The organism is Streptomyces sp. NPDC048461 (assembly GCF_055587105.1).
Genome location: NZ_JBVJGW010000038.1, coordinates 30,134 through 45,386 on the forward strand (window position 1 = coordinate 30,134; position 15,253 = coordinate 45,386).

A 15,253-nucleotide genomic window follows, 5' to 3' on the forward strand; every position below is an offset into this window, starting at 1 on the left:
GGGAGAGTTGCCCCACAGTCGCGGCTGGTGGCCGGAAATGATTCGGACGGGAGAACAAAGACCGCGCGCCGGATTGGGTCCCGGGCCCCAACCGGATCCGATCTTCATCTGGTGCCGCTTCCGCGTGGCGGGAGCGGTGGGAAAGACGTGTGCCCCGGACCGGGGATCCCGGGCCGGGGCACACATACACACGACGGGGTGGGTCAGGTGCGGGTTCGCAGGTGGTCGACGGCGATCCTGGCTGCCTGGCCTATGGCCCGGTCCACGAGCGGCTGTCGGCCGGCCGCGGTGGTGGTGCGCAGGAAGACGCCCACGGCGTAGCGGCTGCCGTCGGGGAATTCGACGACGCCGGCTTCGTTGCGGATGGCGAACTCGGTTCCGGTCTTTCCCGCGATCCTCCCGCCGTCGGGGAAGCCGGAGACCATCCGGTGCTGCCACACCTGGCGGCTCATGATGTCTCTGACCTCGGCGCACGCGGCGGTAGAACCGGCTTCGTCGCGCCAGATCGCGGCCAGCAGAGCGGTCACCTCCCGCGGGGTGCTGGAGGGGCTGCGCGCGGGGTCGTTTGCTCCCAGGGCCACCAGGCGGGCGTCGGGGATCCCGGCGAGCTGGTCGTCGATGGAGCGGTCGGGGTCCAGGCCGAGCTCGCGGCGGATTTCGTCGTCCAAAGCGGCGCACGAGGACACCCCGAAGCCCTCGTGGCCGAGACCGTCGAGGGTCTTGCGGACCCGGTCAGGGCCGACGATGTCCAGGAGGAGGTCGGTGGCGGCGTTGTCGCTGATCGTCATCATCATGAAGGCCAGGTCGCGGGCGCTCATCTCGACGTCGTGCAGGCAGCCGTCGGTGGCGCTGCCGCCTGACCGGTAGGAGGCGGTCACGGTGTGGCGTCCGGCAGGATCCAGCTCTCCGGCCGCGCTCTGACGGGCGTACTCCAGGGCGATGGGGATCTTGAACACGGACGCCAGCACGACGCGGTCGTCCGCGGCGAAGCCGAACTCGGCTCCGGTGTCGATGTCGCGGGCGTGCACGAACCCTTCGGCGTGAGCCTGGGCGAAGGTGTAGGCGAGGACGGTGCGGGCCTGGTCGGCGTCGGCCGGCTGCGCGGTCATGGACGGGCGCTCCCTTGAGGTGTCGTACCGGGTATGTCGCGGCGGAGGTGGTCGACGGCGGTGCGGGCGGCGAGGCCGATCGCGGTGTCGGCGGCGGGGTTGCGTCCGCCGAGGTCGGGGGTACGCAGGAACACGGCGACCGCGTAGCGACGGCCGTCGCCGTAGTGGGCGACGGCGGCTTCGTTCAGGACCCCCCACAGGGAGCCGTTCTTCGCGGCGACCTTAACGTCGTCGTCGAAGCCGGCGACGAGGCGGTGCTTGGACAGCTGGCGGCCCATGAGGTCGCGTACCTCGGCGCAGGCGTCGGCCGGGCCTGCGGTGTCACGCCAGATCGCGGTGAGCAGGGTCGTGATCTGGCGGGGGGTGCTGGAGGCGGATCGGGTGGGATCGAGCATGGCCAGGGTGCGCAGGCGTGAGTCGTCGACCTGGTCGAGCTGGGCGTCGATGTCACCGTCGGTGTCGATTCCGAGTTCCTGCCAGACGGGATCCCACAGGTCGCGGTAGCGGCCGACGGGAATGTTCGGGCAGCCGAGTTCGGCGGCCAGGGCACGGACGCGGTCGGTGCCCAGGAGTTCCATGAGCTTGTCGGTGGCGGCGTTGTCGCTCATGGACATCATGAAGAACGCGAGGTCGCGGCTGCTCATGGTGACGTCGTGAAGGCAGCTGTCGGTGCCGATGCCTCCGCCCTCTCGGTTGGCGTCGGTGATCGTGTGGCGGCCTGCGGGATCGAGTTCGCCGGATGCGGCGGCGCGGGCGTAGGCGAGCGCGATCGGGATCTTGCGGAGGGAGGCGACGATGATGGGTGCGTCGGCGCGGAAGCCGATCTCGGCGCCGGTGTGGACATCGACGGCGTGGAGGAAGCCTTCGACACCGGCCTGGTCGAAGATCTTCTTGATGGCCGCGGCCGCTTCGCCGGAGGTCGGGTGGGGTGGGGGCACGGGCTGCTCCTGTCCTGTCGCGGGTGTTCAGGCGCGCTTGGGGGTGGCGCGCCCGCCGTGGTGCAGGTAGACGGTGCCGTCCGGCCTGGTTTCGAAGACCACCGCGTCCCCCACCGTGCTGTCCTCATCGCGGGCGACGAACGTCGTCGTGTCGACGGCGGTCAGCTCTCGGATCCGCGGTTGTGCGAGGCCGACGAGGGTCCCGGTGGGCTCGGTACTCATCCGCAGCCCGCCCTGGTGACGGGTGACGTGGATGCGGCTTCCCGCCCGCTCGTAGATGCCGAGCAGCGGCGTGGTCTCCATGGTGACCGGGCGGGCAGGCGGGGTGAGGGGTTCGGGGACGCGGATCTCGTGGAGGTCGGCCAGGAGTTCGGTGATCAGGCGGTGCTGGAAGTCGACGCTGTGCCCGCCGTTGACGAGGACCACGATGACGGTGGCGAGGTTGGGCAGCATCCACAGCATGGCGTGCTGGCCGATGGTGTCTCCGCCGTGGGAGGCGACCTGGTGGCCGTCCCATTCGTCCAGGGCCCAGCCGATGCCCCACTGGCGGGCGCCGTCGTGTGGATTGGGCAGGTCGGCCTGGACCGCGCGCATCGCGGCGGGATCCACGAGCAGGGCGCCGGGGGTCAGGTGGGCGCGGGCGAAGGCGACGACGTCGGCGGCGCGGGCGCAGATCAGGCCGGCCGGGCCGATCGAACGCGGCAGGCCCCAGACCGACGCGGGGCTTCCGTCGTCGGTGTGGCCCATGGCGGCACCGAACCGCAGGACGTCCTCCGGGAGGGTCACCGTGTGCGTCAGGGCGAGCGGTTCGCAGATCTGGTCGCGCAGGGCCTGGTCCCAGACCTTGCCGGTGAGGCGCTCGACGATCCGGCCGGCGATCACGAATCCCGAGTTGCAGTAGGAGTGGGAGTCTCCGACGGGGAAGGCCTGCTCCAGGTCCGCGCACCCCTCGACGTAGCGGGCCAGGCAGTCGTCGCCGCGGCCGGTGTCGAGGAACAGGTCGCCGTCGATGCCGGAGGTGTGGGTGAGCAGGTGACGGGTGGTGATCGTCTTGCTCGCCCGCTCGTCACGGACGCGGAACTCCGGCAGGACTTCCACGACGGGGGTGTCCAGTGCCAGGAGTTCCTGTTCGACCAGGAGCATGAGCTGGGTCGCCGTCCAGACCTTGGTCACCGACCCGATCTGGAACAGCGAGTCGGTACGCACCGGGGCCCCGGTGGTGGTGTTGAGGACCCCGGTGACGGCTTCGTGGAGCGAGCCGTCGTGCCAGAGGGCGAGGCTGGCGCCGGGCACCTCGGAGGCGGCGGCCAGCACGGCCAGGCGGCTCGCCCAGTGGTCGATGTCGACGTTCACGCAGACCCTCCGCGGTGTGTGGTGGTGAACAGGCCGGAAGACTACGCACGCCACCAGCTCGACTGTTCGTCCCCGGATACCAAAGCCGGGCGCCCGCCTGGGATGTGCGGACCATTCGCGAGGCGGTCGCGGCTCCTACGGTGAGCCAGAGCCCGAGCAAGGAGAGCCGATGCCGCTGATCGACCGCGATGACTCCACCCTGGTGGTCATCGACGTCCAGACCGACTTCTATCCGCCGCGGCGCCTGGATGTGGACCGCCGGCGCTTCCACGAGATGGTGCAGCGGATCGCCTGGATCACGGCGATCGCCGACCGGCTGCGGATTCCCGTCGTGGTCACCGAGGAGGATCCCGAGCACAGCGGCCACACTGAGCCGGACATCACCGCTGTACTGCCCAAAGATGCGGTGACGCTTCCCAAGAATGCCTTCGCCGTGTGGGACAACCCCGACATCGCGGCGGCGATCGAGGCCACCGGCCGCGCCACCATGGTCCTGGTCGGTATCGAGACCGACATCTGCGTCGCCCACTCCGCCATCCAGCTCCACCACGCCGGCAAGCGCGTCGTGGTCGTCCACGACGCCACCTACTCGCCCGACGCTGCCCACGACAACGGGCTGCGGCGTCTGGCCGCGCACGGCATCGAGACCCTGTCCACGAAGGAACTCTTCTACGACTGGGTCCGCACCAACGATGACGCAAACACCTTCCACGACGCCTACCCCTCCCTGACCGTCCCGGTGGGCGTGCGTCTCTGAACCGGACGGAAAACAGCCGCCCGACCCTCGCCGTGAGCGAGTCGGGCGGCTGACGCCGTGCAGGCGGCTTGAGCTGCGTGAAGGGCCACTGCGGTCGGGAAGCGGTCAGGCGACGGGGTCGGATTCCTCGACGCGGGTGACCGATCCGCCGCTGCCTGGGGTGTCCATGAGGCGCAGCTGGAGCATGGCGGCGAAGCGGGCGGCCGGATCCTGCAGGTCCAGGCGGCCGACCTCGGCGACCCGACGGATGCGGTAGCGGAAGGTGTTGGGGTGGACGAACACGCTCGCTGAGGCGGCGATGACGTCTCCGAACGCGTCCAGCCACGCCCGCAGGGTTTCCACCAGGTGGGCGTTGTGCCTGGCGTCGTAGGCCACGAGGCGGGCCAGCGGGTCGGAGAGTTCGTCGCGGTTGGCGGCGGCCAGGTCGCGCATCTCCAGCAGGAGCGCGTCGGTGTACACGTCGGCGATGGAAGCGACGTTCTTGCCGCCAGGGGCATTGAACAGGACCCGCAGCGCACGGTCGGCGTTGGCCCGCGAGCGGGCGAGCGCGGCCGGCTCTTCGGCGATCGAGCCGATACCGATCACGGCTCCCGCGCGCCCGCCGGTGCGCTGGAGGAAGTTCGAGGCCATCTGCGCGGCGCGTTCCCTGCCGTGGAGTGGGTCTCCTGGCGCGGGCACGATCGCGTAGGCGATCTCTCCCAGCAGCGCGACCGCGGCGCGGGGTTGGACGGCGGTGATATGGACGGCCAGCGCGCTGGTGAGGCGGTGGCGTTCGGCGGCGAGGTGGGCGTGGTCCTCTCCCGGTCGGTGCGCAATGCCCAGGGCCATGACCAGAGCGGGCTCATCGCGCAGGCCGAGGCGGCCGAGCGCGTCGGCGGCTCCCGAGCCGCCCTCCAGGACGGTGGCGACGAGATCGGTTCGCAGCCGGTTCTCGGCGTCGGCTCCGGCCCGGAAGCGGAGCATGTGCAGGGCGACGAGTTTGGCGGCGTCCTTGAACGCGTTCTCCCGGGCCTGAGTGAGCGGTTCCTTGACCGCCGCCCACATGGATCCGAGGATCTCCTCGCCCGCGCGGACGGCGATCGCCACGCGGGGGATCGCGGTCTCGCCTTCGCTGAGCGTCGCGGGCTCGATGTGGACGGGGTCATGGCTGCGGTAGATCTCTTTGAAGACGCCGCGGCTTTCCAGGATCCGTACGTATCCGTCGGGGACCTGCCGGGCCAGGATGGTGGCCACCCGGGAAGAGTCCGCTTCGTCCTGGCGGCCGGAGAAGGCCAGGATGCGCTGGCGGCGGTCCTCGATGGTGATCGGGGCGTCCAGCAGGGTGGAGACGGCGTTCGCCAGGGCGAACAGGTCCCCGGACGGCACGCCGCCGAGCATCTGCCCGTCCCCCTCCCCCACGTCGCCTTCCGCGAGGAGGGTGCGCAGCATCGCGGCGAGCTGGGCCCAGGAAGCGCCGCGGGTCAGCGCGAGGAGCGCGACGCCGCTGGCGGCGACCGCCGTGACCAGTTCTGGGGCGTCTTCGTCCTCGACGGGGCCGCGCACGACCAAGGCGGCCGCCCGGTGGGCGGCCAGGTGCCGCAGAAGGCCTGCTATCTCCTGGGGGCCGCGCGCGCCGGGCCCCAGGACGATGGCGTGCGGGGGGTGCTGCTGGTCGTCGTGCGGGTCGTGGATCGCGACGCCGCCGATCTCCGGCGTGTGGGTGATGTCGCCGTGGACGAGGTCGAGGAGGGTGGGGCCGAAGTCGTCGAGGACCCGGCTCAGGCTTCTCGGGGGGTGCGTCGACACGTGCCTGATCATCTCCGCAGGGTAGAGGCGCTCAGGCCGGACAGGTTGGTTCCTGCGGACAACACTACCCGGGTGTTTCGGTCGCCCGGAACGAAGCCAGTGGTGAGCGCCAGAGCCGGGCCAGGGCCAGATCGACGAGGGCATCCGTGGAGTCCGTCAACGGCAGAACACGGGAGGCGGGCTCGCTGACCAGGGGGATCTCGGTACAGGCCGCGATCACGGCTTGGGCCCCGCGGTCTTTGAGGGTGTCGACGGCCCACGCAATCCACTGCTCGGCCTCGCCCAGGCGCACTCCGGCCTTGACCGCGTGGATCGCGGCGTCCACACACTCGCGCTGAACCACCTCCGGCACCTGGATCACCTCCAGGCCGAGCCGTGCGCCCGCCCGTTCGTACAGGGCCGCCGCCCTGGTCCCGCGCGTGGCGAGGATCCCGACCCGCGTCGCTCCGGGTGCCTTTCGTACCGCGGCCGCCAACGCGGCTTCGACCATGTCCAATACCTCCAGACCTGTCGCGCGGGACACCTCTCCCACATAGGCGTGCGCGGTGTTGCACGGGACCGCGAGAGCGCTCGCCCCGGCCCGGCGCAGCCAGCGCGCTCCCTCGACCAGACCCGGCAGTGGAGAAGGCCCTGCTCCGAGGAGCGCCGCCGTCCGGTCCGGAATCCGGGGATCGGCCCACATCAGCACGGGCAGATGCTCCTGATCGCGGCCCGCCGGGGTGCGCTGAACGAGCCGGCGATAGAAATCGGCGGTGGCCAGCGGTCCCATGCCGCCCAGGATCCCCAGGGTGGTGCGGGCCCGCCTCATGCCCTCACCGGCCTGGACCGCGGGAAGCCCGCACTCAGACGAGATGGCTCTCGCGACAGCGGGGAACACGGGGTAAGGGGTGGTCACAGCGGGAGGCCGCCTTTCCAGAAACGCGCGGGAGTGGCACCGATGTTCACCCCGGTGCTCTCCTCTTCGCTTGTCGCCCGCTCCAAATCCCAGCCTCGTACTTGGGACCCGGGTCCCGACACGCTCCCCGGCCTCCTGCGCGCCCTCCCCCACCGCCTCACGGCGCCGATGCGTTCGGACTGCGGAACCAAACCGGCACCCCAAAGTCGTACGGCAAGCCCAACACCCGCGGTGGGGGCAGGGCTTCACTTGCCCCTGAACGTCGCGGGGGCCACACCCCAGGCCGTCGTACCACGTCACGGCGCCCCCACGACCTCTACCCCACCAAGGTGAGCACCGTCCGCGAACGGCCCCTCCTGACACCCCCTGCCGACCCACGCGAAGGCCCGAGCATGCACCGCCACGATCCCGCCCTGACCCGACTCGTCCTGGACCACGTCCAAGACCTCCTGCAGACCGAAACCCCACCGCTGAACCACCCCGGCCAAAGAGACAAGCTCGAACGCGCCCTCGCGGGAGCGATCACCGCCGACGGAACCGACCCCGCGCACGTCCTCAACCTCTACACGGAGCACCTCGCCCCGACCGTCATCGGCGTCGACAGCCCCCGATTCCTGTCGTTCATCCCTGCGGCCCCGACCCAGGCAGCACGCCTCTTCGACATGATCGTCTCCGCATCATCCGTCCAGGGCGTCTCCTGGATGCTCGCCTCCGGACCCATTGCGGCCGAGAACCAGGTGCTGCGCCTCCTCGCAGATCTGGCCGGCTTCCCCGCACAGGCCGGAGGGTGCTTCGTCTCCGGCGGCTCCGCCGGCAACCTCTCCGCGCTCGTCACCGCCCGCGACACCGCCCGACGCACCCGCGGAATCGGCCCCTACGAACGCATCCGGATCGCCGTCTCCGACCAGGCCCACTCCTCCATCGCCAACACGCTTCGGATCATCGGCGCCGAACCGCTCGTCATACCTACCGCAGGTCACCGCCTCACCGGCCCCATGCTGCGCACGGTCCTCGCGTCCGACGCCCACCCCGAAGACGTCATCGCCGTGGTCGCCACCGCGGGCACCACCAACGCCGGCATCATCGACGACCTGAACACCCTCGCCGACACCGCCCGAGAGTTCGGCCTGTGGCTCCACGTCGACGGCGCCTACGGCGGCGCCGGTCTCCTCGCCCCCACTGTCCGCGACCGTTACCTGGGAATCGAGCAGGCGGACTCCCTCGTCATCGACCCCCACAAATGGCTGTACTCACCCTTGGACTGCGCCGCCCTCCTCTACCGGGATCCGGCCCTCGCCAAAGCTGCTCACAGCCAGAACGCCTCCTACCTCGACGTCCTCCAAGACGACGACACCACCCTCTGGAACCCCTCCGACTACGCCCACCACCTCAGCCGACGAGCCCGCGGCCTGCCCCTGTGGTTCTCCCTCGCCGTCCACGGCACCCGCGCCTACACCCACGCCATCGAATCCGCCCTCACCCTCGCCCGCGACACCGCCGACCTCATACGCATCTCCCCCCACCTGGAACTGATCCACGAACCCGACCTTTCCGTCGTCCTCTTCCGCCGCACCGGCTGGACAGCCCCCGACTACCACCAGTGGTCCAGCCGACTCCTCGCCGGGCAGACCGGCTTCGTCGCCCCCACCGGCTGGCACGGCGAAACGATCGCCCGCTTCGCCTTCCTCAACCCCCACACCACACTCGAAACCGTCCGAGAGATCCTCGACACCACCCTCTAAACACGGCCGATTCCGTCGGCGGGCTGCCCCGTTCCAGTGCCATCACCCCAACCGGTGATACCGCCACACCTGTTGTGCCGTCTACTCTCGGTCCTACCGGTGCTGAGCTGCGACGACGATCAGCTTCAGGTTCGCGCGACAGCTATACCCCCAGAGAACTCACTCTGCCAGGAGTGCCGGGCCCGGCTTGTGGAGTCACAGCAGAAGCCGGCCCACCCCGGAGCCTGACTCGGCAGGGCCCTCTGGCCCTATCCACGCGCCATACATGCCCGGCCGGGGGAGGCTGTCGGTGCCAGGCCCGGAGCGCGGTGAAGGAGGCCATCCCCGAGTGGTTCTCACCCCGCCCTTCGAGCCGATGCTCGCCCAGGCCGCCGAGCACGTCCCCGGCTCCGGCGTCCTGGCGAGCGGCTTCGCGGCGGAGCAGAAGTTCGACGGCCACCGCGCGATCCTCTTCACCCCCGCCAGCCCGGGCGGCCGGCTGCTCCTGCAGACCCGGCGCGGCTCCCTGGTCCAGGACCGATTCCCCGACCTGGTCGCGGCCGCCGAGCAGCTGCCGGACGGCCTGGTCCTCGATGGCGAGCTCGTCGTCTGGGACACCGCAGCCGGCCGGCTGTCCTTCGAAGCCCTCCAGCGCCGGGCCGCCGCCCGCGGCCGCACGGCCACCGCGCTCGCCGCGAAGGCCCCCGCGTTCTTCATCGCCTTCGACGCCCTGCAGATCGACGGCATCGAGCTGCTGGCCCTGCCCTACGCCGAGCGCCGCAGACGCCTGGAGGTCCTCTTCGCGGCCCGCGCCCTGACCGCCCCGTGGACCCTGTGCCCCATGACCACCGACCCCAACAAAGCCCGGGAGTGGCTGGAGGACTGGACGGATGTCTCCGGGGTGGAGGGGATCCTTGTGAAGAACATGAACCAGCGCTATCGGCCCGGAGCCCGCGACCGGGCCTGGACCAAGATCAGACGCAGGAACACCACCGAAGCGATCATCGGCGCGATCACCGGAACCCTCAGCCGCCCCCAGCTCCTCGTCCTCGGCCGCCACGATGCGACCGGCCGCCTCCGCCCCATCGGCCGCACCGTCCCACTGCGCCCTGACGCGGCCGACATGCTCGCCGAGTACCTCACTCCGGCCGGCCCTGGTCATCCATGGACCGGTGCGAAGTTCTCCTCGGCATGGGGCACACGCGACGTCCTCGATACCACCCTGGTCCGGCCCGACCTCGTCGCGGAGATCAGCGCCGACACCTCAGTCGACCGCGGCGGCGTCTACCGGCACCCGGTCCGGTACGTGCGCGTGCGCGTGGACGTGACCGTCGATGACGTGCCCCGGTACGGCGGGGGTCCGGCTGCAGCTGCGGGGTGACCGATGACGGCGGCTGGGTGGTGAGGCTGCCGGGGGAAGGAGACGACGTTGCCTCCGGGCGGCGGAGCAGGGCCGTCTCGCGCGGGCCGCCCTGGGGCCGGGGGTCCACGCCGTACCGCTCAACGCCTGCGTCTGGCGCCGGGACACGGGTCGGGGCGCGGCCCCCCCCGTCGCGGCCTTCTGGTGGCCAGGGCCGCACCCCTTACCTCCGAACGTATCCGCCGCCCTCAGGTCGACGGTCAGCCGGTCATGCCGAGCGCGTTCTCGGGACTGCAGTAGGGGCAGGGTTCTACGCCCTCGACGAGCATCCGGCGGGCCTCCTCACGACTTAGGGGCCTGCCGCCGCTCATCGCGCAATCCCCGACGTGGACGCGCAGGGCCTTCGGCCCGGATCCGGTCCGGATGGATTCGAGCTTCCAGTCCGGCGGCGGAGGCGGGGGCCGGCGGGCCGCCTCAGTCGCCAGCTCCACCTCCAGATCGGCAATCGCCCGCTCGGCCAGCTTTTGCTGCCAGCCCAGCCACGCCCGCACGGCCCGCCAGCTCTCCAGGCGGGCCTCCAGGTCGCTCACGAGGACCCCCGCCCGGGCTCGGATACGACGAACTCCTCACCGTCCCAGCGCACGCTCAGTTCCCGCACCCCGTCCGGCCCCCTCTCGGCCGCGCGGAACAGCTCGATGCGCCCCGCCGTGCTCCAGCCGCGCTCCGCCCAGTACGGGTGGGAGCTGATCAGGCACGACAACCGGATCAGCTCCCGTCGCAGCTCAGCCGCTCCCACGGTGGGGCGAAGGGCGAGCCGGTTGTAGGCGCGGATCTGCTGGCGCTTGAGGCTGATCAGGTCGTCGGGGAAGCGGAAGGACGTCACCCACTTATTCAATCAGATGTTCGAATTGCGATGCCCCTCCGCCTGCCGTCGTGTGAGGATGCGGCATGGACGCAGCCCGTGACCCCGAGTACCTGAAGGCGACCGCGCGAGCGGTCGCCGATTTCAAGAGCGCGCTGGAGGAGTTCCTCTCCCTCCATGTGACCAACCGCCACTTCGCCCGGGGCCTGGCCCCGGCAGAGATCCCCCGGGACGACGCCGACCCCATCGAGATCAAGGAGCTGCGTTCCAAGGTCGCGCTGGCGGCCGGCCGCGCCACCTACGCCCCCGGCCTCACGAACGCCTATATCCACGTGCAAGGACACGGCGCGGTCGACCCGATAGCCGCCTGGGCGTCCATGACCTCGCCCAAGCCCCTGTTGGAAGCAGACAACGTCCTGGAGATATGCGATCAGATCCTGGGACGCCTGGAGGCCATGGCCCTCAAGGCCGAGGCAGAAGCCCCCACCGTCTCCGGCGTAGAACACATGCACCCCCTGGTCTGGGGCGCCGCTGCGCGCCTGTGGCGCAACGAGCACTACAGAGAGGCCGTTGCCTCCGCTGCGGAGAGCCTCATAGCCCACGTCCAGGCCCGCACCGGACGCCACGACCTGGCAGCCACCAGCCTCTGGCAGCAAATCTTCTCCGAAGGGCTGCCGAAAGCGGGAGAGCCCCGCCTGCGCTGGCCCGGCGACCCGACGAACCAGAGCGTGAAGACGATGAACACGGGCCTGAGGTTCTTCGCGCCCGGAGTGCAGATGACCATCCGCAACACCTCCGCCCATGGCACCGACGACATGACCGCCCAGGACGCCCTTGAGCGGCTCGGCACCCTCAGCCTTCTGGCCCGCTGGGTCGACGACTGCGACGACGCCACGGTGTAATCCGGCTGCCCGATCACGGCTAGAGAACTGACTGCGGCCCTGCCGCTCTCGGCTCCTAGGCTTTCGGCATGACGATGACACCGGCCGAACTCGAGGCGCAGAAGGACACGCTGGAACTCCTCAACAACGAGGTGACCTCACGCCTGACGCGCCAGTCGGACTCGCTTGCGAAGATCGACACCAAGGCGGTGTTCCTGATCGGGTTCGCGGCCACCGCCGCGCAGTTCCTGGCGACGCACAAGCACCACGACGTCCTCGCCTACTGCGCCTTCTTCGCCTACGCCGTCACCCTACTCACGGGCGTGCAGACGATCCGCGTGGCGGAACACAAGGACCTGGAACCCCGCGTGATGCTCGCCGACAACGTCCGCTCCCCCAAGAGCCAGGCACTGGCCGCCCTGGCGGCAACCCGGGCGTCGATCTTCGAGAAGAACCAGCAGCGTCACGAGCTGAAAGCCCGGTACTGGGCGGTCAGCCTCTGGTCGCTGGTGATCGGACTTGGCCTGTCGACTGTCGCACTGCTGCTGCACACTTGATCCCATGAGCAACCCACAGAATCAGGGAAGCGATCAGCCTGCCCCCGCGCCGGCCTCTCCCGCCCCGGCCCCGGCGCCCCAGCCGGACTTCGTCGACAGCTTCACCAACACGACGATGATCGGAACCGACAAGAAGAGCGACACCAACCCCACGCTCAACAAGGCAGTGCGGCCGCCGGGGAACACCGAGACTCGCTGAGCGTCGCCTGCGGGCCCGGCCCTCCCCATCGGAGGATCGGGCCCGGACTGTGTCCCTGGCCGGTTAGCGTCTGGTGCCAGGAGGCAAGACGAAGGCCCCGGGGATCACGACGCCCCGGGGCCTCCACTTCGCTGACCTCCCCGCTCAACGACGAGCCGGGCAGCCTGTCACGCCCAGTCCACGCCCAGCTTCGCGAGCGAGGCGAGCTGGTCGGCGGTGAGCTTGTCGCGCCGGCTCTTGGTGTTGGAGACCCATACGCCCAGCTTCACCACCACCGGCTCCGCCTCGCCCTCGACCGCGACCTCCTCGCCGTGCGCGCGGGGCACCGGCCGGTGGGCGCCTTCCCGCTCCACCCACTGCGCAAGGGCCGCCAGGCCCCGCTGGAACGCCTGCTGCGCCTTGCTCGGCCCCTTCGCCCCCCGGCCGTCCGCAGGGGCGGGAGACGGCTTCTGGTCGGGCTGCACGCCCAGCGCGGTCAGCCGCTCCTGCTGCTCGGGCAACAGCCGCGCCCAGGTAGCCGGCTGCTTCTGCTGCTGGAGCCACCGTCCGACGTCGTCGCCGTCGAAGACGACGCCCGGCGCGATGTGGGGCAGCACGCCGTCGGCGTCGACCAGGTCCGCCAGGACGCGGTAGTGCCGCTGCCAGTCCAGAGGCCAGGGGCAGTCCCAGTCCTTGTCGATCGCGGCGAGCTGCGCGGCCCGGGTCGTGGCGGTGTCCTCGTCCTTCCCGAGGCCGTTCTTCGCGCCCTTCCTGCGGAGGTTGGCCATGTACTGCCCGACGGGCACCATCTCGTCGTCCTCACCCCACACCGCGTCCTGCCGGGGCGCGAGGTGCCCGGTGGCCCGCCGGTACGACCGGAGTACGGCGAGCTTGGCCTCCCATGCCTCCTCGCCGGGCTCCCAGACCATCCCGGCCTCCGGCGCGTCCAGCAGGGTCTTGCGCCGGTCCTCCAGCTCCCCGGCGCGCAGGGCCTTGCGCTGCTGGTGCACCCACCGCCCGAGCGGGAACGCCTTGGTGACGCCGACCTCGGTCTCGGTGTCATACGGCACGGCGTAGAGCCCGGTGATCTCGTTCTCAGCCCGCCACCGGATCAGGGCCTGGTATCCCTCCAGCCACACCAGGGACTCCGGCCGGTAGACGCGGGTGCGCAGGAACGCGGCGATCGTGGCGGCGTCGCGCGGGCTGGAGAAGTGGAGCAGCGCCGACTCGGCCGCGGCGTCAGTTCCGTCCTCCTGGTCCTCGCCGTCTCCTGCGCTGGCCCCGACGATCTGCCCGTCCTCGTCGCGCCGGACGTGTAGCTTGCGCTTGCCGCTGGTGAGGGCGCGGGAGGCGAGCTGCTCGACAAGGCGGTCGTCATGACTGCGGAGGCCCTGGAGGACCGCTACAAGGGGGCGGAAGCTGGCGCTGGCGACCATGTCGGTCGGGTCCTCGTTCGGCTCCAGGAACACCGGCACGATGATCCTGGCGACCTTCGTGGACCCGTCCTTGTTGAGCCGGAGCGCCCGGCCGATGTTCTGGACGATCTCCACCTGGGAGCCGCGGGTGTCGGCGAAGCAGATCGCCTCCACACCGCGCTCGCCGGTGATGTCGACACCCTCGCCCAGGACGCGCACGGACGCCAGGAACGCCCGGTGCACGCGCCGGTTGTCGGCGTCAATGCCGTTGGCGAACTGGCGCAGGACTTCGCGGCGCTCGGTGACGAGGTGGTCCCCGCACAGCCACGCCGACCACACCCGGTCCGGGGGTACGTGGCGGCCGGCCTCCAGCTCGTAGAACTCCGCGTCGATCGACGACTTCGGCAGCTTCTCCGCAGCCGCGAGATCGGCGTCGGAGGCATCGGTGACGTACAGCTCGGCCGCCGTCTCCGACAGCTTCTCCGCGAACGCGGCCGCCTCCTCCACCTTCTGGTGGAACGTCATGACCGTACGCAAGTTGTACGCCGCGGCGTGCTCCAGAAGCGCGGCCTGCAGCAGCGCCAGCCGCCGGCCCCGCTGCGCCTCCTCGGACTCCCCGAGTACGGGCGACGGGTCGCGGATCTCCAGCACGTCGATCTCGAACCCCGCGAGGATCCCCCGCTCGATCGCCTCCGAGAGACCCAGCTCCGCCAGCCACGCGCCGTAGGTGCCGTCCGGGTCGTCGGCCATGCTCGCGATCTCCGCCTCCTCGCCTCCGGCGCCCTTCTGCGGCCGGGCGGCGGCCAGGATGCGCGGGGTCGCGGTGAGGTAGAGCCGGAAGCCCGCCGGGATCCGGGCGTTGTCGTGGATCGCCGCCCACGGACGACCAAGATCACCGGCGGTTCCGTGCGCCTCGTCCACGATGGCGAGGTCGAAGCCGTCCATGCGCTGGCCGTAGAGCCGCTCCCCGCCCGCCAGAGCGGCCTCCAGCGGCCCACGAAGCTTCCGCTGGCCCTCGGGTGCGTCGATGTCCTCGCGGTCCACGAGGGAGGCGTACGTGGCGAACACGACGACCGGCCCGGCGCCGGCCCACAGGGCGAGCTGGATCGGGTTCGTGGTGGTGCGCACCCCCAGCGAGTTGAGAACCGCGTCGTTCTCCAGCGAGCACACCGCGACCATCGGGGCACGGTGGCCCACCAGGCGCCACGCCTGGGCGGTCTGCGCCAGCAGGTCCAGAGTCGGGACGGTGACGAGGATCCGGCCGTCCGCGAAGCTCTCCAACGCGCACGCGGCGGCCGTGATCGTCTTGCCCGAGCCGGTCGCTGACACGATCGTGCCTCGGGCACCTAACGCTCGGAGAGGGGTTTGTTGGTGTGCCGGGTCGTTGTTGGCCTGGGGTGTTGTGGGTTCGTTGAGAGGCGGGGTTGGTGGTTTGACGGGGG

13 protein-coding genes and 1 pseudogene are annotated in these 15,253 nt (G+C 70.7%); 6 read left to right on the forward strand and 8 right to left on the reverse strand.

Annotated features, from left to right (window positions below):
- Positions 1 to 203 precede the first annotated feature (203 nt).
- Genes ACZ6S8_RS36505 through ACZ6S8_RS36515 form a run of 3 tightly spaced genes read right to left on the reverse strand, consistent with a single transcriptional unit; the run spans position 204 to position 3,400 of the window.
- Complete coding sequence (locus tag ACZ6S8_RS36505) at positions 204 to 1,109, reverse strand: serine hydrolase (RefSeq protein WP_469462316.1); 906 nt, start codon at positions 1,107 to 1,109, stop codon at positions 204 to 206.
- Positions 1,106 to 2,047 (reverse strand): serine hydrolase, encoded by a 942-nt coding sequence (locus ACZ6S8_RS36510; RefSeq protein ID WP_469462318.1) that lies wholly within the window; start codon positions 2,045 to 2,047, stop codon positions 1,106 to 1,108. The genes ACZ6S8_RS36505 and ACZ6S8_RS36510 overlap by 4 nt, the downstream gene beginning before the upstream one ends.
- Before the next feature lie 27 nt (positions 2,048 to 2,074).
- Positions 2,075 to 3,400, reverse strand: a complete 1,326-nt coding sequence (locus ACZ6S8_RS36515) for a serine hydrolase (RefSeq protein ID WP_469462320.1) — start codon at positions 3,398 to 3,400, stop codon at positions 2,075 to 2,077.
- A 169-nt stretch (positions 3,401 to 3,569) separates the two neighbouring features.
- Between ACZ6S8_RS36515 and ACZ6S8_RS36520 the strand changes: the two genes are divergently transcribed.
- Positions 3,570 to 4,157 (forward strand): isochorismatase family protein, encoded by a 588-nt coding sequence (locus tag ACZ6S8_RS36520; RefSeq protein ID WP_469462322.1) that lies wholly within the window; start codon positions 3,570 to 3,572, stop codon positions 4,155 to 4,157.
- A gap of 105 nt (positions 4,158 to 4,262) precedes the next feature.
- Here ACZ6S8_RS36520 and ACZ6S8_RS36525 read toward each other — a convergent pair whose 3' ends face one another.
- Both ACZ6S8_RS36525 and cuyB read right to left on the reverse strand, forming a co-directional pair.
- The gene (locus ACZ6S8_RS36525) at positions 4,263 to 5,954 is read right to left on the reverse strand and encodes a PucR family transcriptional regulator (RefSeq protein ID WP_469462324.1); all 1,692 of its coding nucleotides are present in this window, start codon (positions 5,952 to 5,954) and stop codon (positions 4,263 to 4,265) included.
- Between the two features lie 52 nt (positions 5,955 to 6,006).
- Positions 6,007 to 6,750, reverse strand: coding sequence for a cysteate racemase (cuyB, locus tag ACZ6S8_RS36530; protein WP_469462326.1), 744 nt, complete (start codon positions 6,748 to 6,750; stop codon positions 6,007 to 6,009).
- Between the two features lie 479 nt (positions 6,751 to 7,229).
- Here cuyB and ACZ6S8_RS36535 point away from each other — a divergent pair, with 479 nt between their 5' ends.
- Entirely contained in the window at positions 7,230 to 8,579 is a 1,350-nt protein-coding gene (locus ACZ6S8_RS36535) for a pyridoxal phosphate-dependent decarboxylase family protein (RefSeq protein WP_469462327.1), read from the forward strand.
- A gap of 328 nt (positions 8,580 to 8,907) precedes the next feature.
- Positions 8,908 to 9,939: an ATP-dependent DNA ligase gene (locus tag ACZ6S8_RS36540; protein ID WP_469462329.1), complete on the forward strand. Its 1,032-nt coding sequence runs from the start codon at positions 8,908 to 8,910 to the stop codon at positions 9,937 to 9,939.
- Between the two features lie 239 nt (positions 9,940 to 10,178).
- On the opposite strand, the gene ACZ6S8_RS36545 is transcribed toward ACZ6S8_RS36540, so the two are convergent.
- Entirely contained in the window at positions 10,179 to 10,508 is a 330-nt protein-coding gene (locus tag ACZ6S8_RS36545) for a DUF6233 domain-containing protein (RefSeq protein WP_469462331.1), read from the reverse strand.
- Entirely contained in the window at positions 10,505 to 10,801 is a 297-nt protein-coding gene (locus tag ACZ6S8_RS36550) for a hypothetical protein (RefSeq protein WP_469462332.1), read from the reverse strand. The genes ACZ6S8_RS36545 and ACZ6S8_RS36550 overlap by 4 nt, the downstream gene beginning before the upstream one ends.
- Before the next feature lie 65 nt (positions 10,802 to 10,866).
- On the opposite strand from ACZ6S8_RS36550, the gene ACZ6S8_RS36555 reads away from it, so the two are divergent.
- The 3 genes from ACZ6S8_RS36555 to ACZ6S8_RS36565 all read left to right on the forward strand — a co-directional run bounded on the left by ACZ6S8_RS36555 (position 10,867) and on the right by ACZ6S8_RS36565 (position 12,417).
- Positions 10,867 to 11,682: a TIGR02391 family protein gene (locus tag ACZ6S8_RS36555; protein ID WP_469462334.1), complete on the forward strand. Its 816-nt coding sequence runs from the start codon at positions 10,867 to 10,869 to the stop codon at positions 11,680 to 11,682.
- A gap of 68 nt (positions 11,683 to 11,750) precedes the next feature.
- Positions 11,751 to 12,218 carry a hypothetical protein gene (locus tag ACZ6S8_RS36560; protein WP_469462335.1) on the forward strand — a complete coding sequence of 156 codons (468 nt, stop codon included), beginning with the start codon at positions 11,751 to 11,753 and terminating at the stop codon, positions 12,216 to 12,218.
- A gap of 4 nt (positions 12,219 to 12,222) precedes the next feature.
- The gene (locus ACZ6S8_RS36565; RefSeq protein WP_469462337.1) at positions 12,223 to 12,417 is read left to right on the forward strand and encodes a hypothetical protein; all 195 of its coding nucleotides are present in this window, start codon (positions 12,223 to 12,225) and stop codon (positions 12,415 to 12,417) included.
- Between the two features lie 167 nt (positions 12,418 to 12,584).
- Here ACZ6S8_RS36565 and ACZ6S8_RS36570 read toward each other — a convergent pair.
- Positions 12,585 to 15,158 (reverse strand): annotated as a pseudogene (locus ACZ6S8_RS36570) (helicase associated domain-containing protein); the annotation flags it as partial.
- Positions 15,159 to 15,253 lie beyond the last annotated feature (95 nt).

Coding starts and splice junctions, on each gene's coding strand:
- cuyB (WP_469462326.1), bottom strand. CDS start 6,750: ATGAGGCGGGCCCGCACCACCCTGGGGATCCTGGGCGGCATGGGACCG.
- ACZ6S8_RS36555 (WP_469462334.1), top strand. CDS start 10,867: ATGGACGCAGCCCGTGACCCCGAGTACCTGAAGGCGACCGCGCGAGCG.
- ACZ6S8_RS36565 (WP_469462337.1), top strand. CDS start 12,223: ATGAGCAACCCACAGAATCAGGGAAGCGATCAGCCTGCCCCCGCGCCG.
- ACZ6S8_RS36505 (WP_469462316.1), bottom strand. CDS start 1,109: ATGACCGCGCAGCCGGCCGACGCCGACCAGGCCCGCACCGTCCTCGCC.
- ACZ6S8_RS36520 (WP_469462322.1), top strand. CDS start 3,570: ATGCCGCTGATCGACCGCGATGACTCCACCCTGGTGGTCATCGACGTC.
- ACZ6S8_RS36525 (WP_469462324.1), bottom strand. CDS start 5,954: ATGATCAGGCACGTGTCGACGCACCCCCCGAGAAGCCTGAGCCGGGTC.
- ACZ6S8_RS36535 (WP_469462327.1), top strand. CDS start 7,230: ATGCACCGCCACGATCCCGCCCTGACCCGACTCGTCCTGGACCACGTC.
- ACZ6S8_RS36560 (WP_469462335.1), top strand. CDS start 11,751: ATGACGATGACACCGGCCGAACTCGAGGCGCAGAAGGACACGCTGGAA.